This window comes from Pseudomonas sp. Sample_22 (genome assembly GCF_004307635.1).
Classification (GTDB): Bacteria; Pseudomonadota; Gammaproteobacteria; order Pseudomonadales; family Pseudomonadaceae; genus Aquipseudomonas.
In genome coordinates, this window is the sequence record NZ_RCNY01000086.1 from 26,879 (window position 1) to 46,577 (window position 19,699).

Sequence of the window (19,699 nt, forward strand, 5' to 3'; positions counted from 1 at the left end):
GCCAAGCCTGGCTCCTACAGGGGGATTGGGCACAGCGTCAGAGGAGCTTGTGTTCCATCGCGTACTTCACCAGCTCGGCCAGCGACGTGATGTTGAGCTTCTGCATCAGGCGCGCCTTGTGGGTGCTGATGGTCTTGCTGCTCAGGGCCAGTTGCTGGGCGATGTCGTTGACGTTGGCGCCCTGGGCCAGACGTTCGAACACCGAGAACTCACGTTCCGAAAGCAATGAATGCAACGGTCGCGAATCGGTCAGGCCGACCTCGAAGACCATGCGATCGGCCAAGTCAGGATCGATGTAACGCCCACCTGCGGCGACCCGGCGAATAGCCGTGAGCAACAGCGCCGGATCACTGTCCTTGGTCGCATATCCCGCGGCTCCGACTTTCAATGCCCGGGCGGCCATTTGCGCTTCGTCATGCATCGACAGCACGAGGATCACCGGCGGATTGTTCAGCGCACGAATCCGGGGAATCGCTTCCAGACCATTCACACCGGGCATGGAGATATCCAGCAACACCACCTCGCAGGGTACATGCCGCAACGTTTCGAGCAATTGTTCGCCATTGCTCGCCTCCCCTACCACCAGCAAGTCCTTGGCCAGGCCGATCAACTGTTTGATGCCTTCGCGGACGATGGTGTGGTCTTCAGCTACCAGTACACGGATCACTTATTTATCCTCATCCAATGGCACTCGAACACTCAGGGTCGTGCCCTCCCCCGGCTCACTCTCAAGCGACAACTCACCGCCCATGATCAGCACCCGCTCGCGCATGCCCACCAAGCCAAAGGACGTTGGCCTGCCAGCTGCGGCGACGAATCCTACGCCATCATCGCTGACCGTCAGACACAGCACTTCGCCTTCTCGGGTCAGTGTCAGTTCAACAGTATGCGCTTGGGCGTGGCGCATGACATTGGTCAACGCTTCCTGAAGGATGCGAAACAGACCGATCGCCTTGGCATCGCTGAGCAACGGCAAATTGTCCGGCACCTGCACCAGACACGGAATCTGTGTGCGCGCCTCGAAGCGCCGGGCCTGCCATTCGATGGCCGAGGCGATCCCGGCATCGAGAATCGGCGGGCGTAATGCCGTGGCCACATCGCGGACCAGCTGGAACAGCTGGGCGATCAGACGTTTCATGCTGTTCAAGCGCTCGTTCAGCCCAGGGTCGAGCTGCGCGTAGGCCAATTCGCACATGGACGTTTCCAGCTTCAACACGGTCAGCATCTGCCCCAACTCGTCGTGCACTTCCCGGGCAATCCGCGCCTTTTCTTCTTCGCGCACGCTCTCAAGGTGCGCCGACAACTCCCGCAACTGCTCGCGGGAGCTGGCCAGTTCCAATTCGATGCGTTTGCTCTCACTGATGTCCCAGACGATGCCGTCCCAGACATAGGCGCCGTCCTCCAGTTGACGGGTGATCGCCTTGATTTCCGCCCAGCGCTGTTCGCCCTGGCGCGTGAGAATCCGCCCTTGCCAGGACCAGTCACTGTCGGTATCCAGAGCATGATCCTGGGTCTGGTGATAACTGGCCTTGTCGTCCGGGTGCACCAGGCTGCGCAAGCCTTTGTCACGATGGGCCAGGGTCGCCGGCGAGTATCCCACCAGGCTCTCGCTGCCTTCGCTGATGTAGGCAAAGTCTATCTGACCTGTCACCGGCGCCCGTTCCAGGCGAAAGACAAGTCCGGGTACATTCGCCGCGATCCCCTGCAGCCGCGCCTCGCTTTCCTGCAACGCTGCCAGGGCGCGGCGACGCTCAGTAACGTCGGTGAGATAAACCACCAGGTATTCGCCATCGCGAAAGCGCAGGAAGCTCAGCGAAACATCGGCCGGCAGGATGCTGCCGTCAGCCCGCAAGCAATTGGTTTCGAAACTTTGTGGCGTTTCGTCGCTGGCCCTGGCGCTCTTCCACAGGTTCAACCAGCGATCCATGTGCAGGCCGGGTTCGAACTCGATCAATGGACGGTCGATGATCCCGCCGGATGGATAGCCAAGCATGGTTTCGGCGGCACGGTTGGCGTAGCGCACGTGACTGTCCCAATTGACCCAAAGGATGCCGACAGTGCTTTGATCGATGGAAAACTGGGTCAGCCGCAGGGCTTCTTCACTGGCGGCGCGCAAGGCGATGTCGGCCTGCGCGGCCGCCAGTCGCTGCTCAAGGCTGTGCTGCTGACGACGCTGCCAGAGCACAATGGCCATGCAGCTCAACGCCAGCACCAACAACAAAAGGCAAAGGTTTTGCCAAAACCCGGGCGATTCGGTGAGTCGCGGGTACTTGGGTTGCAGCCATTGGTTGTGCAGGGTTTCCAGATCCTTGGCCGGGATCGCCCGCAGTGCGCTTTCGACAATGCCGGCCAGTTGCGGTTTGTCGCGCAGCGTAGCCACCCGTAGCAGCTGCGGCAGGCCAATATCACCCACGACTACCAACCCGGAAAATTCCGGTTCGACCGACAGCCGTCCCAACTGCGCCTCATCGACCACGGCATAGCCAGCCTGCTGACTCAACAACAATTGCAGCGCCTGCCGTTCCATCGGCACGCCCTGAAGGTTCAGGTGCGGATAGTTGCCGCGCAGGTAGTCGGCGGTAGCGCTGGGCATTCGCACGGCCACGCGGGTCTGGCTGTCGAGCTTCTCGAGTTCCACTGCACCGGTGCTTTTCTGGTCGCTGACCACCAGTTGCGGCACCCGCATGTAGGGATCGGAAAACTGCCAGAGGCGCAGACCGCCGGGCGTTTGGCTCAGTCCCGGGGCGATATCGATTTCACCGGCACGCGCGGCGGCCTCCAGCTGTTCGAGATCGGGAAAGTTACGCCAGCTCAGCTCGACCTTGAGCGACTTGGCCAGCCATTTCATCAGCTCGACATTGACCCCCGACAAGCGCTGCAAACGGCGATCGTATTGAGCATAGGGAGCCTGCAACACCAGCCCGACACGCAACTCGCCCTGTTGTGCCAGCCATTGTTGCTGGTCGGCAGACAAAGCTGCGACGTGCGCCGGTGGGGCGGCCGCCGCCCAGCCCATCAAGGGAAAGCACAACCAGCCGATAACCCACAGGCAGCGAAAACGCATCATCGAACTCTCACACACTGACAAATACTGACCAACCCATTAGGCTGCCGGAATCACTTCTGGCCTGGAATATCCGATGCCCCCTGTCTACCGCCTGGCACTGCCAGCATTGTGCCTGTCGCTGATCCTGCCATGCGCTTTTTCCGTCGAGGCCGCCGACCCGGCACCTGCCGCCGTGGAGCAACCGGCGGAAGAAAAACCGCTTGAACGCCAGCCGTTGCCTGAGCGTAGCCAGGAAGAAGCGGCCGCCCTCGAGCGAAAAATCCCGTCCCATGAGCAACAGCAACTGCAAGCGGGCGGCGACACGTTCCTGGCCCTGTGGAAACCGGCCAATACCGCCGAGCCCAAAGGCGCGGTGATTATCGTCCCGGGCGCAGGCGAAACCGTTGACTGGCCGCAAGCAATCGGTCCGTTGCGCCGCCAATTGCCAGACGCGCAATGGAGCAGCCTGAGTATCACCTTGCCGGACTTGCAAAGCGATGCCATCGCGCCACGCTTTGTCGAAGTGCCACCGGTGCCGAAAACGCCGGATACCGGCAGCAAGGACGCGGCCACCGCCGCCCCTATCGAGCAGGTCGCGGGAGGTGAAGCTGAAGTGCCTGACAAACCTGTCGCTGAAACCAGTGAAGAACAGTCCAAGGCCGACGCCGAAAGAATCTTCGCCCGTATCGATGCGGCGATAGCCTTCGCCGAACAGCAAAGCGCCCGCAGCATCGTCGTTCTGGGCCATGGCACCGGCGCTTATTGGGCCGCGCGGTATCTGAGCGAGCGGCAACCATCGCAAATCGAACGCTTCGTCATGGTTGCCGCGCATACGCCGGCGCAAGTGAAACCCGACCTGGACCAACTCGCACCGAACCTGAAATTGCCCACAGCCGACATCTTTTACATGGACAAACCGCTGGATCGCAACGCCGCGCTGGCTCGCTTGCAAGCCAGCAAACGCTTGAAGACTTCGGCCTTCAGCCAGGTAGCGCTCAAGGCGTTGCCGGGCAATGACAAGGCGCAGCAGGAGCAACTGGTTCGCCGGGTGCGGGGCTGGTTGAATCCGCAGAATGCGGCGGATTGATAGATCGTGTGACTCCTATCGCGAGCAAGCTCGCTCCCACAGGTTTCATGTCGATGGCGAAATTCGTGTACGACGCAAATCCAGTAGGAGCAAGGCTTGCCCGCGATAGCGTAATCACTGACGACACACACCTTGGCGGCTAGCGAAAATCCCGCCGCTGCCGGATCAGCGCGTAAGCGTTGTGCAGCTCCCGGGTTTTCTCGGTTGCCTCACGCACCTGCGACGCCGTCGCCCCGCTGCCGGCAATTTTGTCCGGGTGATGGCGGCTGAGCAGACGCCGGTAGGCGCGCTTGATCTGCGCCGGCTCACTGGTGGCCGATACCCCCAGCAGCCGCAAGGCATCCTGATAACTTGTAACGCGGTTAACCTCTGGACGTTTCTGAGGCTCATAGTCTTGGGCCAACGCCAGGATCTGACGAGTCGACCAGCCCAGCCACTTGCCCCATTGCGCGATCAGTTCGCGCTCCTGTTGCCCCGCGCGACCATCGGCCCAGACCATCCGCCAGCAGGCGCGCAGGACACCTTCGGCGGCATGGGGCTGATGACCCAGGCGGCGCAGGTATCCGCGCAACGGGTCGTTGCCCGACTTGCCCCGATTGAAGGCGGCAATGGCCCGACGCTGCGCTGATTCGTTCATTTCCAGCGAGCGCATTTCCTGACGCGCCTGCTGGATATGACCGTCCACCACTCGCCCGTCGCACTTGGCCAACCTGCCGAGCAACACGAACAGCAGTTCATCGTTGCGCAAAACCGGACGACCGCCGAGCTTTTCCCGCAGATGTGCCCAACTTTGCAAATGCAGGCGTCGATCCAGCGCCTGCCCCAACAAAGCACCGAGCATGGCCCCCGGAATGCTGGCAATGGCAAAGCCCGCCCCGGCTCCGATCAGAGTCCCTGGCCACAACACGTCAGCGTCTCGCTTCGATCAGGGCTTCGGCTTCAGACAGGCGTTCGTGAGTGCCGACGTCGACCCATTGCCCGTTCAGGCGCTCGCCGGACACTTTCCCGGCGGACATTGCGGCACGCAGCAATGGCGCCAGCTTGAACGCGCCGGCAGAACAACCTTCGAACAGCTGCGGGTGCAACACCGCGATACCGCTGTAGGTCAGGGTGGCCGCGTCCGGCTGACCGTCACGGACCTGCCCGTCGATCAATTGGAAATCCCCATCAGGGTGATGGGCCGGGTTGCTCGCGAGCACCAAATGAGCAAGCCCGGCAATCGGCTGATGCAACAAGGCAAAGTCATAATCAGTCCAGATATCGCCATTGACCACGACAAAGGCCTCATCACCCAGCAAGGGCAATGCGCGGAAGATCCCGCCGCCGGTTTCCAGCGGCTCGCCCTCCGGCGAATACTGGATCCTGACGCCATAGCGCGAACCGTCGCCCAGGTAATCTTCGATCTGCTGCCCCAGCCAGGCATGGTTGATCACGATGTCGGTAAAACCGGCAGTCGCCAGTGCACGCAAGTGGTACTCGATCAGCGGCACACCGCCGGCGCGAACCAGCGGCTTTGGCGTGGTCAGGGTCAGCGGGCGCATGCGCTCACCTTTACCTGCGGCGAGAATCATGGCCTTCATGCTTTCACTCCAGCGCGCAAACTGGCGAGCAACACATCCAGCTCCGCCAACTCAGGCCGGCGGGCGAGCACCGCATCTATATAGTCAAAGAAACGCGGCACGTCAGCCAGATAACGCGGTTTGCCGTCGCGGTGGCAGATGCGGGCGAAGATGCCGATCACTTTCAGGTGACGCTGCACGCCCATCAAGTCACTGGCCCGCAGGAAATCTTCGAAATCCGGTTGTACCGGAATATCCAGCGCCGAAGCCTGCTGCCAATAGCTTTCCAGCCAACCGCGCACGCGCTCTTCAGGCCAGCTGAGGAACGCATCCTTGAACAGACAGGTCACGTCGTAGGTCACCGGTCCGTAGACCGCATCCTGGAAATCCAGCACGCCGGGGTTCGGCTCGCTGAGCATCAGGTTGCGTGGCATGTAATCGCGATGGACCAGGACTTTGGGCTGAGCCAGCGCGCTGTCGATCAACAAATCGCTGACTTGCTGCCAGAGCACTTGCTGCGCGGCGTCGAACTCGATGCCCAATTCGCGTTTTACGTACCACTGCGGGAACAGTTCGAGCTCGCGCCGCAACAATGCCACGTCGTAACTCGGCAGGGGTGCGACCATCGGCAACTGCTGAAAAGCCAACAGCGCCTGCAGGGCATCGTCGAACAAAGCATCGGCATTTTCGCTGTCGATCACGTCCAGATAGGTCTTGTTGCCCAGGTCATTGAGCAAAAGAAATCCGCGCTCGAGGTCTTCAGCATAAATTTTCGGCACATTTATTCCGGATTTCGCCAGTAAAAAAGCGATATCCACGAAGGGTTTGCAGTTTTCCTGGGGCGGTGGCGCGTCCATCACGACGAAACTTCTCCCGGCGCCTTCCCATCGGAAATAACGCCGAAAACTCGCGTCGCTGCTGGCCGCGGTCAACGTGGCCGGGGGTACGGTACCCCAACCCTGATCCGCAAAAAGGATTGCCAATTGCTCATCGAGCCAAACTTTCAGGTGTTGCAAACGTACATCTTGGTCAGGCATTGCAAGGGTCTCCGACGGCGCTAGCCGTCAAGCGGGTCATGCTTTATTATCCAGCATCTTTTTCAGACCATCGAGAGGCGTGCGGCCCACACCGCGGGCAGATGGCACGCAGGAAGCCCGGACTAATAAGATGGCATTGAAATCCCCCGCGTTTCGTAAAAAATTTCCGTTGTTGGTAACCGGCAGTCTGCTGGCCTTGCAACCCCTCGCCACTTCCTTTGTGGTCGCCGCGGAACAGTATGACTGCTCAGTCTCTGCTTCGGGTGCCTGGGACTGTGCGCCAAAGACGCCGGCGGCTGCATTGCCTCCGCGTCCCGTGCATGACGGCAGCGCAGTCGCATCCGACGAGGCTGCGGCCGAGAGCGGTACCAGCGAGGACGCTGGCGCCAAGACCGTACTCGTCACCGAATCCAAAGGCCGTGGCCTGAAGTCGCGTAGCGAAGACTACAGTCACCTCGACTGGGTTCCCCGTGAACAGCTCACCGCAGCGCAATTGGCCGAAACCGGTCCGTATTGCTCTGGTTCCTATATCGAACCGATTCGTCCTGGCATGAATGACAAGACGAATAAAAGCGATGCGCCAACCTTTATCGGCGCCAAAGCCTCACGTTATAAGCAGGAAGAGCAAGTCGCTACCCTGGCCGGTGACGTGGTCATGCGCCAGGGCAGCATGCAGGTCGAAGCCGACGAAGCCAACCTTTACCAGGCCGAGAGCCGCGGTGAACTGAGCGGCAACGTGCGCGTTCGCGACAACGGCGCCCTGATCGTGGGCGACCACGCCGACGTGCAGCTCGACACCGGTGAAGCCAAAATCGACAACGCCGAATACGTGATGCACAAATCGCGTATCCGCGGTAACGCGCTGTACGCCAAACGTGCCGAGAACGCCATCATCCGCCTCAAGGATGGTACGTACACCACGTGCGAACCGAACAGCAACGCCTGGCAGCTCAAGGGCAACAACATCACCCTGAACCCGGCCACCGGCTTCGGTACTGCGACCAACGTGACACTGCGGGTCAAGGACATTCCGGTTCTGTACACGCCGTACATCTATTTCCCGATCGACGACCGTCGCCAGTCCGGCTTCCTGCCGCCGACCATCGGCACCGGCACCGACACCGGCTTCCTGCTGGTCACGCCGTACTACTTCAACCTGGCACCGAACTACGATGCCACGTTGTACCCGCGTTACATGAGCGACCGTGGCCTGTTGATGGAAGGCGAATTCCGCTACCTGACCAAGTCCAGCGAAGGTCAGTTCGGCGCCGCGTACCTCAATGACGAGAACGACGACCGCAAACTGCAGACCGATTACGAAAAAACCCGCTACATGTACAACTGGCAGCACAAGGGTGGTCTCGACTCGCGCGTGTTCACGCAAGTCGACTACACCAAGATCAGCGATCCTTATTACTTCCAGGATCTGCAGACTGACCAGATTGGCGTGAAAAGCGCTGACTATGTGAACCAGCAGGGTTCGGTCACCTACCGTGGTGACAGCTACACCGCTCGCGTGAATGCTCAGGCGTATCAGCTGGCGACCGTTTCCAACATCACGCCGTATGACCGCTTGCCGCAAATCACCTTCAACGGTGCGCTGCCGGAACGTCCGGGCGGATTCAATTTCACCTACGATACCGAGCTCGTGCGGTTCGACCGGGACTTGAAGAACGGCAACTTCACCGATGAAGACGGTAATGTCGAGCCGCGCCTCGACACCAACGTACAAGGTCTGGCCCGCGCCAACGGCGATCGCCTCAACCTTGCGCCCGCCGTCAGCTTCCCGATGGAGGCCAGCTATGGCTTCCTGACGCCGAAGCTCAAGTATCAGTACACGCAGTATCAACTGGATCTGGACAGCATCGGCAAGAGCCAGATTGCCGCGCAGACTGCAGAACAGGACCGTCTCAACGGCACGTTCGACAGCAACCAGAACCGTGCTGTACCGATCGCCAGCATCGACAGCGGCCTGTATTTCGATCGCAACACCCAATGGTTCGGCAAGAATTACCGCCAGACCCTCGAACCGCGCCTGTTCTATCTTTATGTTCCAGAGAAGGATCAGGAAGACATTCCTGTGTTCGACACCAGCGAATACACCTTCAATTATGCGTCGCTATTCCGGGATAACCGCTTCTCCGGTTCTGACCGTGTCGGCGACGAGAACAAGCTGTCGCTTGGTGTAACCAGCCGCTGGATCGAAGACGATGGTTTTGAGCGTCAACGCATCAGCGTCGGCCAGGCCCTGTACTTCAAGGACCGTAAAGTCCAACTGCCAGGCATCGACTTCAACGATCGCGAAGACGCCAAGTCAGATGTCTCCCCCTATGCGCTGGAATACGAATATCGCTGGAACCGCGATTGGCGCACCACCGCCGACTACAACTGGGACCCGGACAGCCGCAGCCCTCGCTCGGGCAGCGCGATGTTCCATTACCAGCCTGAAGACAACCCGAACAAGGTCGTCAACGCCGGCTATCGCTACCGCAATGACCAGGTTCGTTACGACCAGAACTCCGGTAAATGGCAGGTCGGCGGCGGTGACTATGGCACCCCGGGCCAGCCTGGCTACGTGAAGGACTACTACAAGATCGTCCAGCACGACTTCTCGGTGATCTGGCCGGTCGTGCCGCAATGGAACGTCATCAGCCGCTGGCAGTATGACTACAACCGCAACCGTACCCTGGAAGCCTTTGGTGGCTTCGAGTACGACAACTGCTGCTGGAAACTGCGCCTGATCAACCGTTACTGGGTCGATTATGACGAAACCAGTCAAGACGCTCCGGAAAACGAAAAAGGCGACCATGGCGTCTTCCTCCAAATTGTTCTGAAGGGACTCGGCGGCCTCACAGGCTCCAAAGTAGAGAGCTTCCTCGACAAAGGCATCCAAGGTTATCGTGAACGTGAAGACCAAGCTTTCTGATTGTCTGCGCCCGCTGCTGCTGGGCGCGCTGTTCCTGGGTACCGCGGCCAACGCCGCGGTACAGTCCATCGACAAGGTGGTGGCCATCGTCGACAACGACGTAGTCATGCAGAGCCAACTGGACCAGCGCGTCCATGAAGTTCAGCAAACCATCGCCAAGCGCGGCACTGCCGTGCCACCGGCCAGCGTACTGGAGCAACAGGTGCTTGAGCGCCTGATCGTCGAGAACCTGCAATTGCAGATCGGCGAGCGCTCCGGTATCCGCATTACCGATGAAGAACTGAACCAGGCTGTCGGCACTATTGCCCAGCGCAACAATATGTCGGTCGACCAGTTCCGCGCCGCCCTGACTCGCGACGGTCTGTCCTATGACGACGCGCGTGACCAGATCCGTCGCGAAATGGTCATCAGCCGCGTACGTCAGCGCCGAGTGGCCGAACGTATCCAGGTAACCGAGCAGGAAGTGAAGAACTTCCTGGCGTCCGACCTCGGCAAAATGCAGTTGTCCGAGGAGTTCCGCCTGGCCAACATCCTGATTCCAACGCCGGAAAGCGCCAACTCCGACGCGATTCAGAATGCTGCCAAACAGGCTGACGCGGTTTACCAGCAGCTCAAGCAAGGCGCTGACTTTGGTCAGCTGGCCATCGCCAAATCCGCCAGTGAAACCGCACTGGAAGGCGGCGACATGGGCTGGCGCAAAGCTGCCCAGCTGCCACCGCCCTTCGATCGCCTGCTGAGCTCCATGACGGTTGGCGACGTGACCCAGCCAATGCGCACACCGGGCGGCTTCATTATTTTGAAGATCCTCGACAAGCGTGGCGGCGAAACCCAGATGCGCGATGAAGTGCATGTGCGCCACATTCTGGTCAAACCAAGCCCGATCCGTGACGAAGAAAAAACCAAGGCCTTGGCTCAGTCGCTCTACAGCCGAATCGAAGCGGGTGAAGACTTTGCCGAACTGGCAAAAAGCTATTCGGAAGACCCGGGGTCCGCACTCAACGGCGGTGACCTGAACTGGATCGATCCGAACGCACTGGTCCCGGAGTTCCGCGAAGTGATGGCCAAGACCCCGCAAGGTCAACTGTCCAAGCCTTTCCAGACTCAATATGGCTGGCACGTCCTGGAAGTCCTTGGCCGTCGCGCCACCGACAGCACCACCCAGGCTCGCGAGCAACAAGCCATGACCGTACTGCGTAACCGCAAATACGACGAAGAGCTGCAAACCTGGCTGCGTCAGATCCGTGACGAAGCGTACGTAGAAATCAAACTCCCTGGCGCCGACCAGGCAGCGCAGTGAAACCCAAACGTTTCGCGCTGACACCCGGCGAACCGGCCGGCATAGGTCCTGACCTGTGCCTGCTGCTCGCCTCGCAAGCCCAGCCACACCCCTTGATTGCCATTACCAGCCGCGACCTGCTCCTCGAGCGGGCCGCGTTGCTCGGTGTGGCCGTCGACTTGCTGCCGGTTACGCCGGATAACTGGCCGGATCTGCCCGCGCCAGCCAACAGCCTGTATGTCTGGGATACACCGTTGAACGCCAAGGTCGTCGCCGGGCAACTGGACAAGGCCAACGCCGCTTTCGTTCTGCAAACCCTGACCCGCGCCGGCCAAGGCTGCCTGGATGGACATTTTGCCGGCATGATCACCGCCCCGGTGCATAAGGGTGTGATCAACGAATCCGGCATCGCTTTCTCCGGGCACACCGAATTCCTCGCTGACCTGACCCATACCGCGCAAGTGGTCATGATGCTCGCCACCCGCGGCTTGCGCGTGGCCTTGGTCACCACCCACCTGCCACTTCGCGAGATCGCCGATGCGATCACCCCGGAGCGTCTGGAACGGGTCACACGAATCCTGCATGCCGATCTGCAAGAAAAGTTCGGCATCGCCCAGCCGCGTATCCTGGTGTGCGGGCTCAACCCCCACGCCGGCGAAGGTGGGCACCTGGGCCATGAAGAAATCGACATCATCGAACCCACATTAGAGCGCCTGCGCGGCGAAGGCATGGACCTGCGTGGTCCGCTGCCCGCCGACACTCTGTTTACCCCCAAATATCTGGAGCACTGCGACGCAGTGCTGGCGATGTACCACGACCAGGGCCTGCCTGTGCTGAAATACAAAGGCTTCGGCGCAGCCGTCAATGTGACGCTCGGCCTGCCGATCATCCGCACCTCGGTCGACCACGGCACCGCCCTGGACCTGGCCGGCAGCGGCAAGATCGACACCGGCAGCCTGCAAGTCGCCCTGGAAACCGCCTACCAGATGGCCGAGACCCGTTTATGAACGAGCAATACCAACACAAGGCGCGCAAGCGTTTTGGCCAGAACTTTCTGCATGATGCCGGCGTCATCGACCGCATCCTGCGCTCCATCCATGCAAAAGCCGAGGACCGTCTGCTGGAAATCGGCCCGGGCCAGGGCGCACTCACCCAGGGCCTGCTCGGCAGCGGCGCTCAACTCGATGTGGTTGAACTGGACAAGGACCTGATCCCGATCCTCAACCAGCAATTTGCCGGCAAGAGCAATTTCAACCTGCACCAGGGCGATGCACTGAAGTTCGACTTCAACAGCCTGAATGCGGCGCCAGGCAGTCTGCGGGTGGTCGGCAATCTGCCGTACAACATCTCCACGCCGCTGATCTTCCACCTGCTGCATAACGCTCACCTGATTCGTGACATGCACTTCATGCTGCAAAAGGAAGTGGTCGAGCGACTCGCGGCAGGTCCTGGCGGTGGTGATTGGGGTCGCTTGTCGATCATGGTTCAGTATCACTGTCGGGTAGAGCATCTGTTCAACGTCGGCCCGGGCGCGTTCAACCCGCCACCGAAAGTCGATTCAGCCATCGTGCGCCTGGTGCCCCACGCTGTGTTGCCGCACCCCGCCAAAGATCACAAGCTGCTGGAACGCGTCGTACGCGAAGCCTTTAACCAGCGCCGCAAGACCCTGCGCAATACCCTCAAGCTGCTGCTGAGCAATGCCGAAATCGAAGCCGCCGGCGTTGATGGCAGCCTGCGCCCTGAGCAACTCGACCTGGCCGCCTTCGTGCGCCTGGCTGACAAACTCAGCGAACAATCCCAGCACAAGCCAGCGGACGTCTGACAGAACCCAAGCGTTATCGGGTAGGACACCAGCGCCCATGTCTGGTTTACTACCCGGTACTTGGCCTAGACTGAACCTCATCAGCTATGCCCCGCGTCCCGCTTCGTTTTTAAGGCCTCTTGCATGTCCGATCCTCGTTATCAGGTCGACGTCAGCGTCGTCACCCGCTATCTGGCAGAACAATCGCAACCCGAACACGACCGCTTTGCCTTCGCCTACACCATCACCGTAAAAAACAATGGCCTGATACCGGCGAAATTGTTGTCACGGCACTGGGTGATCACCGATGGTGACGGGCACGTGGAAGAGGTTCGTGGCGCCGGCGTGGTCGGCCAACAGCCATTGATCGACGTCGGCAAAAGCCATACCTACAGCAGTGGCACGGTCATGACCACCAGGGTCGGGACCATGCAGGGCACGTATCAGATGATTGCCGACGATGGTAAACACTTCGATGCGGTCATCGCACCGTTCCGCCTTGCGGTGCCGGGGTCGTTGCACTGATGGCAACGTATGCCGTCGGCGATCTGCAAGGCTGCCTTGGAGCCCTGCAGTGCCTGCTCAAACAAGTTTCATTCGATCCGGCCAGGGATCGTCTCTGGCTGGTCGGTGATCTGGTCAATCGTGGTCCGCAATCGCTCGAAACCTTGCGCTTCCTCTATAGCATCCGTGAATCGCTGGTGTGCGTGCTCGGCAACCATGACCTGCATCTGCTGGCCGCCGGGCAGAACATCGAACGCCTGAAAAAAGGCGACACCCTGCTCGAAATCATCGAGGCCCCGGACTGCGCCGAATTGCTGGACTGGTTGCGCCAGCAAAAGCTCATGCATTACGACGAACAACGAAACCTGGCACTGGTGCATGCCGGCATCCCACCGCAGTGGTCGCTGCGTAAAGCCCTGAAGTGCGCCGCCGAAGTCGAAACCGCGCTGCGTGACGACAACCTGTTCCCGCCATACCTTGACGGCATGTACGGCAACGATCCGGCGAAATGGGACAACGACCTCAAAGGCGTGACGCGCCTGCGAGTGATCACCAACTATTTCACGCGGATGCGCTTCTGTACGGCCGAAGGCAAACTCGATCTCAAGAGCAAGGAAGGCCTGGGTACCGCACCGGCAGGCTACAAGCCCTGGTTCCAGCACAAGGAACGCAAGACCAGGGAGCTGAAAATCATCTTCGGTCACTGGGCCGCCCTGGAAGGCAATGTCGACGCCCCGGGTATTTACGCCCTCGACACAGGCTGCGTCTGGGGCGGCGCCCTGACACTGATGAATGTCGACAGCCTTGAACGCCTCTCCTGCAAATGCGGAGAGCATGGCCACCCCGCCACGCCACCAGTCGCCCCATCCATTTGCGAACCATCGTCAGTCAGCGTCCCGCGTTAGACTGCGCTTACAGCCGAGCCACAGGAACCCGCCATGAGCGAATTCAAACGTATTCCCCCGCAACAGGCCCAGACCCTGCGCGAACAGGGCGCCGTCGTAGTCGACATCCGCGACCCGGCCACCTATGCCGCCTTGCACATCAGTGGCTCCAAACACCTGGATAACCATTCGATCTCGGACTTCATCCGCGCTGCCGACCTCGACGCGCCGACCGTGGTGGTCTGCTATCACGGCAATTCCAGCCAAAGCGCAGCCGCTTACCTGATCAGTCAGGGCTTCTCTGACGTTTACAGCATGGATGGCGGTTTTGAGCTGTGGCGTACGACTTATCCTTCGGAAACGGCGCAAGGCTCCTCCGAATAATTTTTTTGTAACACGCAAGCCCGCGGCTGCCGTGGGCTAGCGCGGTGGCAGACGAACGGTCTGCCACAACTAATTACGTATCTCGCCTTTACCTCCCGAATTCCCAACTATCCTTAAGCGCAGGCCATCCAAAACAGGGGAGAGCCGGTACACCGGCGCGCGGATCATCGGGAGTAGCTTTCGCAGTCGTCAGCTGTGAAAGAGTTCTGGGGGGTAAACAGCGACCGCCTGTTCGGTTGCTGCCAGCATCGACTGAGTGATCCGGCGTCGGCTCCACGTATCGAGCGAGGTGACGTCATGAGTATCTTTAGCCACTTCCAACAACGTTTCGAGTCCACACGCCAGGAAGAACTCTCGCTGCAAGAGTATCTCGAACTGTGCAAGAAGGACCGTAGCGCCTACGTTTCCGCTGCCGAGCGTCTGCTCCTGGCCATCGGTGAACCGGAGCTGCTCGACACCTCGACCAACTCGAGACTGTCGCGAATCTTCTCCAACAAGGTGATCCGCCGCTATCCGGCCTTTGAAGACTTCCACGGGATGGAAGAATGCATCGACCAGATCGTGTCGTATTTCCGCCATGCCGCCCAAGGCCTGGAAGAGAAGAAACAAATCCTCTACCTGCTCGGTCCCGTTGGTGGCGGTAAATCGTCCCTGGCCGAGAAGCTCAAGCAACTGATGGAAAAAGTGCCCTTCTACGCCATCAAGGGCTCACCGGTTTTCGAATCGCCGCTGGGGCTGTTCAACTCCACTGAAGATGGGGCAATCCTCGAAGAGGACTTCGGGATTCCACGGCGCTACCTCAACACCATCATGTCGCCATGGGCGACAAAACGCCTGGCGGAGTTTGGCGGCGACATAAGCCAGTTCCGCGTGGTGAAACTTTATCCATCGATCCTTAACCAGATCGCCGTCGCCAAAACCGAACCGGGCGACGAAAACAACCAGGACATCTCCGCACTGGTGGGCAAGGTTGATATTCGCAAACTGGAAGAATTCCCGCAGAACGATGCCGACGCCTACAGCTACTCGGGTGCGCTGTGCCGGGCCAACCAGGGCCTGATGGAATTCGTCGAAATGTTCAAGGCGCCGATCAAGGTGCTGCACCCATTGCTGACCGCCACTCAGGAAGGCAACTACAACAGTACCGAAGGTCTTGGCGCGATTCCGTTTACCGGGATCCTGCTCGCTCACTCCAACGAATCGGAATGGCACACCTTCCGCAACAACAAGAACAACGAAGCCTTCATCGACCGGATCTACATCGTCAAAGTGCCGTACTGCCTGCGGGTCAGCGACGAAGTGAAGATCTACGACAAATTGCTGTTCAACAGCTCGCTGGCCAAAGCCCATTGCGCCCCCGACACCTTGAAGATGCTGGCCCAGTTCACCGTACTTTCGCGCCTGAAGGAGCCGGAAAACTCCAACATCTATTCCAAAATGCGCGTGTATGACGGGGAAAACCTCAAGGATACCGATCCGAAGGCCAAATCGATCCAGGAATACCGCGACAACGCGGGTGTCGATGAAGGCATGAACGGCCTGTCGACCCGTTTCGCGTTCAAGATCCTGTCGAAGGTATTCAACTTCGACCCGCACGAAATCGCCGCCAACCCGGTGCATCTGCTTTACGTGCTGGAACAACAGATCGAGCAGGAACAGTTCCAGGCCGAGACCCGCGAACGCTATCTGCGCTTCCTCAAGGAATACCTGGCGCCGCGTTATATCGAATTCATCGGCAAGGAGATCCAGACCGCTTACCTGGAATCCTACAGCGAGTACGGCCAGAACATCTTCGACCGCTACGTGCTGTACGCCGACTTCTGGATTCAGGACCAGGAATACCGCGATCCGGAAACCGGCGAAATCCTCAACCGCGTGGCTTTGAACGAGGAGCTGGAAAAAATCGAAAAACCGGCCGGTATCAGCAATCCGAAGGACTTCCGCAACGAAATCGTCAACTTTGTACTGCGTGCCCGGGCCAACAACAACGGTAAAAACCCGACCTGGCTCAGCTACGAAAAACTGCGGGTGGTCATCGAGAAGAAAATGTTCTCCAACACCGAGGACTTGCTGCCGGTCATCAGCTTCAACGCCAAGGCCAGCAAAGAGGATCAGCAGAAACACAACGACTTCGTCACACGAATGGTCGAGCGGGGTTACACCGACAAACAGGTACGACTGCTGTCCGAGTGGTATCTGCGGGTGAGAAAATCGCAGTAAGGCAGCTGCAAGCGGCAAGCTACCAGCCTCAAGCACACCGTAGGGGCGCTTGAGGCTGTTGGTGGCTCTGTTTGCTTTGAAAGCTTCGTGCTTGTAGCTTGAAGCTTGTGACTTGTAGCTGCCCGGAGGGCTCCCTATGAGCTATGTGATCGACCGACGTCTCAATGGCAAAAACAAGAGCACGGTGAACCGCCAGCGGTTCCTGCGGCGTTACCGTGATCACATCAAAAAGGCTGTCGAAGAGGCGGTCAGCCGGCGCTCCATTACCGACATGGAGCACGGCGAACAAATCAGTATTCCCGGCCGCGACATCGACGAGCCGGTGCTTCACCATGGTCGCGGTGGCAAGCAGACTGTCGTGCACCCGGGCAACAAGGAATTCACCAGCGGTGAGCACATTGCCCGCCCGCCGGGAGGTGGCGGGGGCAGAGGACCTGGCAAGGCCGGCAACTCCGGCGAAGGGATGGATGAATTCGTCTTCCAGATTACCCAGGAAGAATTCCTCGAATTCATGTTCGAGGACCTGGAACTGCCGAACCTGGTCAAGCGCAACCTGACCGGTACCGACACCTTCAAGACCGTTCGTGCGGGGATCAGTAACGAAGGCAACCCCTCACGGATCAACATCATTCGTACCCTGCGCTCGGCGCATGCCCGGCGGATCGCCCTGTCCGGCAGCAGCCGCGCAAAACTGCGGGAAGCCAAGGAAGAACTCCTGCGATTGAAGCAGGAAGAACCAGACAACTTCGGCGATATTCAGGAACTCGAAGCGGAAATCGAAAAACTCAGCGCGCGCATTCATCGCGTGCCGTTCCTCGACACCTTTGACCTCAAATACAACCTGCTCATCAAACAACCCAATCCCAGTTCCAAGGCTGTGATGTTCTGCCTGATGGACGTTTCCGGCTCGATGACCCAGGCGACCAAAGACATCGCCAAGCGCTTCTTTATCCTGCTGTACCTGTTTCTCAAGCGTAACTACGACAAGATCGACGTCGTGTTCATCCGCCACCACACCAGTGCCCGCGAAGTGGATGAGGAAGAGTTCTTCTACTCCCGCGAAACCGGCGGCACCATCGTCTCCAGCGCCTTGAAACTGATGCAGGAGATCATGGCCGAGCGTTATCCGAGCAACGAATGGAACATCTACGCCGCCCAGGCTTCCGACGGTGACAACTGGAACGACGACTCGCCAATCTGCCGCGACATTCTGATCAACCAGATCATGCCGTTCGTGCAGTACTACACTTACGTTGAGATAACCCCACGCGAACACCAGGCCCTGTGGTTCGAATACGAGCGCATCGCCGAAGCCTTTTCCGACACTTTTGCCCAGCAACAACTGGTCTCGGCCGGGGATATCTATCCGGTCTTTCGTGAACTCTTCCAGCGCAGGTTAGTGACATGACCGCCAAAGAGCAGAAGCGCCAACCCATTTCCACCGGCTCTGAATGGACGTTCGAGCTGATCCAGGCCTACGACCGCGAAATCAGCCGTATTGCGGCGGGCTACGCCCTCGATACCTATCCTAACCAGATCGAAGTGATCACCGCCGAACAGATGATGGACGCCTACGCCTCCGTCGGCATGCCGCTGGGTTATCACCATTGGTCCTACGGCAAACATTTCCTGAGCACCGAAAAGTCCTATACACGTGGCCAGATGGGGCTGGCCTACGAAATCGTGATCAACTCCGACCCGTGCATCGCCTACCTGATGGAAGAAAACACCATCTGCATGCAGGCGCTGGTTGTGGCGCATGCCTGTTATGGGCACAACAGTTTTTTCAAAGGCAATTACCTGTTCCGCACGTGGACCGACGCGAGCTCGATTATCGATTACCTGGTGTTCGCCAAGCAGTACATCATGCAGTGCGAAGAACGTCATGGTATCGACGCGGTGGAAGACCTCCTCGATTCCTGCCACGCCCTGATGAACTACGGTGTCGACCGCTACAAGCGGCCTTATCCGATTTCCGCCGAAGAAGAACGCCGTCGGCAAAAGGACCGCGAAGAGCATATGCAGAAACAGATCAATGATCTGTGGCGAACCATTCCCAAAGGCGCGGACAAATACAGCGACAAGGACAACGCACGTTTCCCCGCCGAGCCGCAGGAAAACATTCTGTACTTCATCGAAAAACATGCGCCGCTGCTGGAGCCATGGCAGCGGGAAATTGTGCGCATCGTGCGCAAGATTGCCCAGTATTTTTATCCACAGCGCCAAACCCAGGTCATGAACGAGGGCTGGGCCACGTTCTGGCACTACACCCTGATGAACGACCTGTACGACGAAGGCCTGGTGACCGACGGTTTCATGATGGAGTTCCTCACATCCCACACCAGCGTGGTTTTCCAGCCTGGCTTCGACAGCCCCTACTACAGCGGCATCAACCCCTACGCACTGGGCTTTGCCATGTACCGTGACATCCGTCGCATGTGTGAGGAGCCCACTGAGGAGGACTACCGCTGGTTCCCCGACATTGCAGGCACCGACTGGCTGGCCGCCATCAAGTTCGCCATGAGCAGTTTCAAGGATGAGAGTTTCATTCTGCAGTATCTGTCGCCCAAGGTGATTCGCGACTTGAAGCTGTTCAGCATTCTCGATGATGACCAGAAGGACGACCTGCTGGTTCCGGCGATTCACGACGAGGGCGGCTATCGCACCATTCGTGAAACCCTCGCCGCCCAGTACAACCTGGGGAATCGCGAGCCCAACGTGCAGATCTACAGCATCGACCGCCGCGGCGACCGCTCGCTGACCCTGCGCCACCAGCAACACGACCGCAAACCGCTGGGAGAGTCCACCGAGGAAGTGCTCAAGCACCTGCACCGGCTCTGGGGCTTCGACATTCACCTGGAAACCCTGCAAGGGGATCAGGTGATGAAAACTCACCATGTTCCCCCCAAAGGTGAACACAGTGAAGGCGATTACGGGCGGCTGGACCTAGCTGTCATTCACCTTTGATTCTGCTT

General features: G+C 59.3%; 16 protein-coding genes. 11 read left to right on the top strand and 5 right to left on the bottom strand.

Features of this window, described 5'->3' with window-relative positions:
* Positions 1-37 precede the first annotated feature (37 nt).
* Together D8U73_RS24135 and D8U73_RS24140 are read right to left on the bottom strand one after the other, a co-directional pair.
* Positions 38-667 carry a response regulator transcription factor gene (locus D8U73_RS24135; protein ID WP_020798801.1) on the bottom strand — a complete coding sequence of 210 codons (630 nt, stop codon included), beginning with the start codon at positions 665-667 and terminating at the stop codon, positions 38-40.
* Positions 668-3,067 (bottom strand): sensor histidine kinase, encoded by a 2,400-nt coding sequence (locus D8U73_RS24140; RefSeq protein WP_130905964.1) that lies wholly within the window; start codon positions 3,065-3,067, stop codon positions 668-670. It abuts the gene before it with no gap.
* 73 nt (positions 3,068-3,140) lie between these two features.
* Between D8U73_RS24140 and D8U73_RS24145 the strand changes: the two genes are divergently transcribed.
* On the top strand, positions 3,141-4,133 hold the full coding sequence (locus D8U73_RS24145; RefSeq protein ID WP_130905965.1) for an alpha/beta hydrolase family protein: 993 nt from the start codon (positions 3,141-3,143) through the stop codon (positions 4,131-4,133).
* Between the two features lie 139 nt (positions 4,134-4,272).
* Here the strand turns inward: D8U73_RS24145 and D8U73_RS24150 are convergent, their stop codons facing one another.
* The 3 genes from D8U73_RS24150 to D8U73_RS24160 are packed head-to-tail and all read right to left on the bottom strand — an operon-like array spanning position 4,273 to position 6,729.
* Entirely contained in the window at positions 4,273-5,040 is a 768-nt protein-coding gene (locus D8U73_RS24150) for a TerB family tellurite resistance protein (protein ID WP_056853532.1), read from the bottom strand.
* 1 nt (position 5,041) lies between these two features.
* Positions 5,042-5,713 (bottom strand): N-acetylmuramate alpha-1-phosphate uridylyltransferase MurU, encoded by a 672-nt coding sequence (gene murU, locus D8U73_RS24155; protein WP_130905966.1) that lies wholly within the window; start codon positions 5,711-5,713, stop codon positions 5,042-5,044.
* A complete protein-coding gene (locus D8U73_RS24160; protein WP_056853534.1) occupies positions 5,710-6,729 on the bottom strand; it encodes a phosphotransferase in 1,020 nt (339 codons plus the stop codon). The genes murU and D8U73_RS24160 overlap by 4 nt, the downstream gene beginning before the upstream one ends.
* Before the next feature lie 130 nt (positions 6,730-6,859).
* Here D8U73_RS24160 and D8U73_RS24165 point away from each other — a divergent pair, with 130 nt between their 5' ends.
* From D8U73_RS24165 to D8U73_RS24210, 10 genes are all read left to right on the top strand, one after another.
* Entirely contained in the window at positions 6,860-9,655 is a 2,796-nt protein-coding gene (locus D8U73_RS24165; protein WP_130905967.1) for an LPS-assembly protein LptD, read from the top strand.
* Entirely contained in the window at positions 9,630-10,952 is a 1,323-nt protein-coding gene (surA, locus tag D8U73_RS24170; RefSeq protein ID WP_177336561.1) for a peptidylprolyl isomerase SurA, read from the top strand. Before D8U73_RS24165 ends, surA begins: the two co-directional genes overlap by 26 nt.
* Positions 10,949-11,938 (top strand): 4-hydroxythreonine-4-phosphate dehydrogenase PdxA, encoded by a 990-nt coding sequence (gene pdxA, locus D8U73_RS24175; RefSeq protein WP_056853537.1) that lies wholly within the window; start codon positions 10,949-10,951, stop codon positions 11,936-11,938. Before surA ends, pdxA begins: the two co-directional genes overlap by 4 nt.
* Positions 11,935-12,753, top strand: a complete 819-nt coding sequence (gene rsmA / locus D8U73_RS24180; RefSeq protein ID WP_056853538.1) for a 16S rRNA (adenine(1518)-N(6)/adenine(1519)-N(6))-dimethyltransferase RsmA — start codon at positions 11,935-11,937, stop codon at positions 12,751-12,753. The genes pdxA and rsmA overlap by 4 nt, the downstream gene beginning before the upstream one ends.
* A 123-nt stretch (positions 12,754-12,876) precedes the next feature.
* Positions 12,877-13,257, top strand: a complete 381-nt coding sequence (gene apaG, locus D8U73_RS24185; protein WP_056853539.1) for a Co2+/Mg2+ efflux protein ApaG — start codon at positions 12,877-12,879, stop codon at positions 13,255-13,257.
* Positions 13,257-14,141, top strand: coding sequence for a symmetrical bis(5'-nucleosyl)-tetraphosphatase (locus tag D8U73_RS24190; RefSeq protein WP_130905968.1), 885 nt, complete (start codon positions 13,257-13,259; stop codon positions 14,139-14,141). The genes apaG and D8U73_RS24190 overlap by 1 nt, the downstream gene beginning before the upstream one ends.
* Positions 14,142-14,174: 33 nt before the next feature.
* Positions 14,175-14,504: a thiosulfate sulfurtransferase GlpE gene (glpE, locus tag D8U73_RS24195; RefSeq protein WP_056853541.1), complete on the top strand. Its 330-nt coding sequence runs from the start codon at positions 14,175-14,177 to the stop codon at positions 14,502-14,504.
* A 297-nt stretch (positions 14,505-14,801) separates the two neighbouring features.
* Positions 14,802-16,724, top strand: coding sequence for a PrkA family serine protein kinase (locus D8U73_RS24200; RefSeq protein WP_007980217.1), 1,923 nt, complete (start codon positions 14,802-14,804; stop codon positions 16,722-16,724).
* Positions 16,725-16,860: 136 nt separating this feature from the next.
* Positions 16,861-18,132, top strand: a complete 1,272-nt coding sequence (locus tag D8U73_RS24205) for a YeaH/YhbH family protein (protein ID WP_056853542.1) — start codon at positions 16,861-16,863, stop codon at positions 18,130-18,132.
* On the top strand, positions 18,129-19,691 hold the full coding sequence (locus D8U73_RS24210) for a SpoVR family protein (protein ID WP_056853543.1): 1,563 nt from the start codon (positions 18,129-18,131) through the stop codon (positions 19,689-19,691). The genes D8U73_RS24205 and D8U73_RS24210 overlap by 4 nt, the downstream gene beginning before the upstream one ends.
* Positions 19,692-19,699 lie beyond the last annotated feature (8 nt).